5 protein-coding genes are annotated in these 5,829 nt (G+C 49.1%); 3 read left to right on the forward strand and 2 right to left on the reverse strand.

All coding sequences use genetic code 11. The features are described 5' to 3' along the window. Nucleotides 1–990 (reverse strand): GTP cyclohydrolase (locus ABYP73_RS10855; protein WP_372974335.1); only part of this gene is annotated, 990 nt, incomplete at its 3' end. Nucleotides 991–1,094: 104 nt separating this feature from the next. Continuing rightward, nucleotides 1,095–2,132, reverse strand: coding sequence for a transporter (locus ABYP73_RS10860; protein WP_372974336.1), 1,038 nt, complete (start codon nucleotides 2,130–2,132; stop codon nucleotides 1,095–1,097). 87 nt (nucleotides 2,133–2,219) lie between these two features. On the opposite strand from ABYP73_RS10860, the gene ABYP73_RS10865 reads away from it, so the two are divergent. The 3 genes from ABYP73_RS10865 to ABYP73_RS10875 all read left to right on the forward strand — a co-directional run. After that, on the forward strand, nucleotides 2,220–2,483 hold the full coding sequence (locus tag ABYP73_RS10865) for a DUF4834 family protein (protein ID WP_372974337.1): 264 nt from the start codon (nucleotides 2,220–2,222) through the stop codon (nucleotides 2,481–2,483). Nucleotides 2,484–2,501: 18 nt separating this feature from the next. Continuing rightward, a complete protein-coding gene (locus ABYP73_RS10870; protein ID WP_372974338.1) occupies nucleotides 2,502–4,940 on the forward strand; it encodes a YfhO family protein in 2,439 nt (812 codons plus the stop codon). Next, the coding region (locus ABYP73_RS10875; RefSeq protein WP_372974339.1) for a glycosyltransferase at nucleotides 4,937–5,829 on the forward strand (893 nt) is incomplete at its 3' end. The genes ABYP73_RS10870 and ABYP73_RS10875, both read left to right, overlap by 4 nt.

A 5,829-nucleotide genomic window follows, 5' to 3' on the forward strand; every position in this document is an offset into this window, starting at 1 on the left:
AAAGGTCTCGTGATACTCGTTGAAAATGATGGAAGTAACCCCCTTGTTCTGGTATTCAGGGAGGATGCCGATGAGATAGAAGATCGCATCCTTGCTCTCCTTCCTCGCTTTTAGAAGATGGTACCAGCCAAAAGGGAACAATTTACCTCTGGCTTTCTGAAGAGCTTCTGAAAACGAGGGCATCACAATGGCAAAAGCGATGATCTGATCTGAGGCATCTACGATGAATTTGATGTATTCCGGGTTGATAAAACCGATGTATTTCTTTTTGAAATACGCTTTCTGCACCGGGGTGATGGGGACGAAAGAAGAGAGCCTGGCATAGGTATCATTGAACAGGTCGAACATCTTATCTACCCAGGGCATGATATCGCTGGTCTTTTTAAAATTCATCTCCCTGAGTCCGTAACGCTTCTTGATCAGTTCATTTACCCTTTGAAAGAGGGCAGGATCCACGTTGCTCCTGGGAAATTTACTTTCGTCATATCCCTTTTCTTTCACAAAACCCAGTCTTTCGTAATGCGACTGGTAATAGGGATAATTGTACCAGGTGACCATGGTCCCTATATGGTCGAATCCTTCGACGAGCACTCCCACTTTGTCCAGGTTTGAAAATCCTACGGGACCTTCCATGAATTCCAGGTTATGGGCCTTGCCCAGTTCTGCCGCCTTGGCAAGAAGGGCTTCCGAGACTTCCGGGTCATCGATGAAATCGAACCAGCCAAATCGCATTTTACGGATCTTTTGCTCGTTCACCTCGATCCAGTTGATCATGGCGGCGATCCTGCCTGCGACCTTTCCGTTTTTATAAGCCAGGAAGAACCATGCCTCGGCGTGTTCAAAGACCGGATTCTTCTTTCGGTCGAAGGTCTCCATCTCATCCCGGATCAGAGGCGGGACCCAATAAGGGGAGTCCTTATAGAGGGAAAAGGGAAAGGTGACGAATTTCTTGAGATCAGACTTGCTGACCACCTCTTTGATACGTATCATAGGACCCGAGTTGTGTGATCAATAATATGAATTATTGGGCACAGAATAAAGCCTAATTCTCGATTAATTAAAGGAATTTTGGCATTCAGGGATTCAGGGAAGGATCAGTTCTTATTCCTCTTTTTAGCTTTGCGCTGAAGTTTTCTCATCTTCTTAGGCGAGATGCCCGGGAGGGCGGTGTCTGAATCGTCCTTGAAAGCGTTCCGTTTGATAAAATCTCCGTTCTGTCCTGATTTCTGATCATCGATGGAGATTATCTGATCCTGGTGGAAGTCGAGGCGGTAGGAAAACCCCAGAGACCCGAACATCCTGCTCGGCGTACTTTTAAAACTGGCACCTATGTTGAAATCGGCCTGAAAGGACTTACTGAACAAATGGGCGATCCCGGTTCGTAACAGGATGTCAGAATACCGGTCGCTTTTGATCCCCTGGTTTTCTACAAAGACACTCCATTTCGGATTCTTAAAGGCGTGAGAAAGGGAAACGAGGTATTCCATTTCAGGGTAGTCGGTCCCGATGCGGTCGTAGATCAGGTTGGTGATCAAGACCAGCCTGGATCCCAGGCTACTCTGTGTCGCTACCATGGCCCTGGGAGCCACGATAGGGTCTTCAGGATAAAAAGGATTGTCACCCAGGTTAAAGGTTGCCCCGGCATATACGGAGACCGCAGGCACCAGATCCCGCAGTTGGAATTTGTTATTGGCCCTCCAGCTGTAAAGATTAGGCTTGGTTCTGTCCGGATTTTTAAAGGGATCGTACAGGAGGTATTTGATACCCAGTCGGTTCCTGGAAAAATCACTCCTCTTCTCGTTCAGATCAAAAGCCGTGAAGGTGATATCCTGTTGTATGTAGGTGCCTTCGTATATGATCTCCAGCTGTTCCTTGAAAAAGCCGTATCTCAACGCCAGGTCGGCACCCATGATGGTGGATTCCCAGGACAGGTTGGAATGGTCCCTTTGTTCGTATAGGAAACCCGACTCTACCTGAACAACTCCTTTGCCCACTGCGTAGGCACTTACCGAAAGTCCAGGTCGGTTAGAATTGATCACTTCCGTGTATTGGGAAAAACCAAAAAATGGCAAGGCTAAACTCAGGCAAATCAGATATGGGAGTAAGCGGCTGGTTCTTGAGGCTGCATCCATCTGGGGCTATTTTATCAAAGTTTTATGACATTTGTACTGCTAATACAACGCTGGAATTGTACTTTTGATATAATTACAAAATAAATTATGGGTTTTTTAAAGACACTGCTGATCATTATCGGTGTGTATTTCCTGTTGAGGATCATTGGGAGAATTTTGGCCCCTAGGCTCTTCCGATATGCCGTGAAAAAAACAGGGGATAGGTTCCAGAAGGCCTATGAACAAGCGAGGGAGAATGGAGAGACGCAGTTCACAGGACCGGAAGGTGAGATCAGAGGCCCGGCCAAAAAAAAGAAACCAGCATCCTCAGAAAAGATAGGGGAGTATATAGATTTTGAGGAAATAGAATAAACCAGCACGTCATTCTCTATGAGGGGAATCTCCAAAGCTTTCTTCACCCATTTCTTTACCATCACTTTTTTTGTGGTTGTCGCCCTGGCCTACTTCCATCCCGTGTTGCAGGGCAAGGTCATCCTCCAGTCGGATATCATTCAGTATACCGGGATGGCCAAGGAACAAAACGATTTCAGGCAGGAATACGAGGAGGAACCCTACTGGACCAATGCGGCCTTCGGAGGTATGCCCACCTACCAGCTTGGCGCCAATTACCCCCATAACTACGTAAAAAAATTAGACCGGGTTCTCAGGTTCCTGCCCAGACCGGCAGATTATCTCTTTTTATACTTCCTCGGCTTTTACATCTTGCTGTGCTGCATGAAGGTAGACTTTCGGCTGTCTGTACTAGGGGCCCTGGCATTTGGCTTTTCTACCTACCTGATCATCATTCTTGGGGTAGGGCACAACGCCAAAGCCCACGCGATTGCCTACCTGCCCATGATCCTGGGCGGGATATTGCTCAGCTTCAGGGGGAAATATTTCTGGGGGTTTGTACTTACTGCCCTGGCTATGGCCCTGGAGATCAATGCCAACCATTACCAGATGACCTATTATTTCATGCTCCTGGTGCTCGTTTTGGGTCTGGCTATGTTCATAGATGCCATCAGGAAGAGAACGGTCTTCAACTTCCTGAAATCTGTCGGGGTTCTCATTCTGGCCGTCGCCCTTGGGGTGACCACCAATGCCACATCCCTCCTGGCGACCAAGGAGTATGCCGACTGGAGTACAAGGGGGGTCTCAGAACTTACCGTAAACCCGGACGGCTCGCCCAAGGAAGCAACTACCGGCCTCAGCCGGGATTATATTACCGAATACAGCTACGGCCTGGCTGAATCCCTTAACCTCTTCGTGCCGCGGCTCTTTGGAGGATCTAACAATGAGGACCTCGGGACAAAATCCAAGGCCTATGCCTATCTGACGGAACAGGGAGTTCCCAGAACACAAGCGCTGGAGTTTGCCAGTGGACTACCACTTTACTGGGGATCCCAGCCCATTGTAGCTGGACCGGCCTATGTAGGGGCCATCCTCATTTTCCTATTTATCCTGGCACTTTTCCTGGTGAAAGGCAGGTCGAAATGGTGGTTACTCGGGGGAGTGCTTCTGTCGTTGCTGTTATCCTGGGGTAAGAATTTTGGGCTACTGACGGATTTTATGATCGACTATTTCCCTTTGTACAGCAAGTTCAGGGCGGTTTCCTCCATTCAGGTGGTCCTCGAATTATGCATTCCTATTTTGGGGGTCCTGGGCCTCTCGGCCCTGATGGGTGGTGATCGTACCGGGGCAGAAAAACTACGGGCGCTGAAATTTTCATTTTTTATCACCGCCGGACTAGGGGTGGTCATTTTCCTGATCAAAGGGATGTTCGAATTCAACGGACTCAATGATGCCCTCTATCAACGTTATTTTGGCGATGAAGTACTCGCCATGATCAAAAGGGACAGGGAAGCTGTTTACATCAATGACACCCTGAGGTCACTGGTCTACGTGCTTCTTGCGGCAACCGTCCTCTGGTTATTCCTCAAGGGTACATTGAAAAAGAACCTTTCCATCCTTCTTCTCGGTGGCCTCATTTGTATGGACCTGGTGGGCGTGGCCCTCCGTTATGTGGATGAAGACGACTTTGTCAGCAAGCGGACCATGAATCAGCCGTTTCAGCCCAGCATGGCAGACAGGCAGATTCAAAACGATACCTCTGTCTATCGTGTCTACGATACGGGAGAAGGACTTAATGGGGCCAGAACCTCCTACTTTCACAAGTCGATCGGCGGATATCACGCTGCGAAACCGGCCGTTATCCAGGACTTGTTCGACTTTCATATCTATAAAAACAACAGGCAGATCCTCAACATGCTGAACGTAAAATACGTGATTCAGCAGAACGAAGAAGGCCAGAGGTTCGCCTCTGTAAATCCCGAAGCCCTGGGGAATGCCTGGTTTATTGAATTGCTGTTGCCCGTTGAATCGGCAAACGAGGAAATACTTTCCCTGGACAGCCTCGATCTGCGACGGGAGGCGGTTTTCGACCGTTCGGACTTTCCCCTGATCAATCGGTTTCGGTTTGAGGTCGATTCCACAGCCAGGGCGAACCTGACGTCTTACAGGCCCAACCATCTCACTTATGAGACCAGTAATGATCATTCCGGGGTCCTTGTGTTTTCAGAACTCTATTATCCCCATGGCTGGAATGTTTATATAGATGGTGAAAAAACCTCCTTTTTCAGGGTGAATTACGGGCTCAGGGCCTTGAGGGTTCCGGAAGGCCAGCACCGGATCGTCTTTGCCTTCGAGCCGGAGGTCATTGAGACAGGAAGTAAAATCAGCCTGGCCAGCTCTGTCCTTTTAGGTTTGATCGTCCTGGGAGGAGGGATTGTTTCCGTGTACAGGCGTAGGAGAAAGAACCCCCAGGCATGAAAAAAGTGCTCATCGTTGCCTACTATTGGCCTCCTGCCGGCGGGCCGGGGGTACAGCGATGGCTTAAATTTGTAAAATATCTCCCCGAGTACGGGATCCGGCCGGTTCTCTACATTCCTGAAAATCCGCATTACCCAATCCTGGACCAGAGCCTGACCGAGGAAGTTCCCGAGGATCTCACCATTTACAAAAGCCCGATTTGGGAACCCTATAGTTGGGCCGGTTGGCTTTCAAAGAAGAAGACAAAGGAGATCAGTTCCGGGATCGTTCCACGGTCCAACCCATCGGCCCTGGATAAGATCTTTTTGTGGATCAGGGGGAACCTGTTTATCCCGGATGCGAGGAAATTCTGGGTAAAGCCTTCCGTGAAATATCTGATGGAAATCCTGGAAAAAGAAGGTATCAATACGGTGATCACAACCGGTCCTCCCCACAGCTTGCACCTCATCGGATTGGGCCTTAAGGAAAGGCAAAACATCCGTTGGATAGCCGATTTCAGAGACCCCTGGACGACCATAGGATACCACAAGTCATTGAGGCTCACCAGGGCTTCGGAGAAAAAGCATTCAGAACTTGAAAAAAAGGTACTTTCTTCGGCTGATGAGATCCTGACCACCAGCAAGACTACCGCTGCAGAATTCAAAAAAGTAACAGTTCGGCCTGTCACCGTTATCACCAACGGATACGACAGTTCCCCCGGCTTTGCAGTTGATGGGGATGGGTATTTCAGTATTTCCCATATCGGCTCCCTTTTGTCGGAGCGGAACCCGTCCGTTCTCTGGAAGGTCCTTTCCGATCTCTGCCGGGACGACGTGGAATTCCACAAGGCCCTGCGCATAAGGCTGACGGGGGTCGTTAGTGACGAGATCGTTCAGGAAATACATAACTT

Origin of the sequence: Muriicola sp. (assembly GCF_041567615.1) — a bacterium.
In the GTDB taxonomy this organism is placed as follows: Bacteria; Bacteroidota; Bacteroidia; order Flavobacteriales; family Flavobacteriaceae; genus Muriicola.

Bases quoted from the DNA above. Each gene is read 5' to 3' on its own strand.
- ABYP73_RS10860 (WP_372974336.1), bottom strand. From the start codon at position 2,132: ATGGATGCAGCCTCAAGAACCAGCCGCTTACTCCCATATCTGATTTGC.
- ABYP73_RS10870 (WP_372974338.1), top strand. From the start codon at position 2,502: ATGAGGGGAATCTCCAAAGCTTTCTTCACCCATTTCTTTACCATCACT.
- ABYP73_RS10865 (WP_372974337.1), top strand. From the start codon at position 2,220: ATGGGTTTTTTAAAGACACTGCTGATCATTATCGGTGTGTATTTCCTG.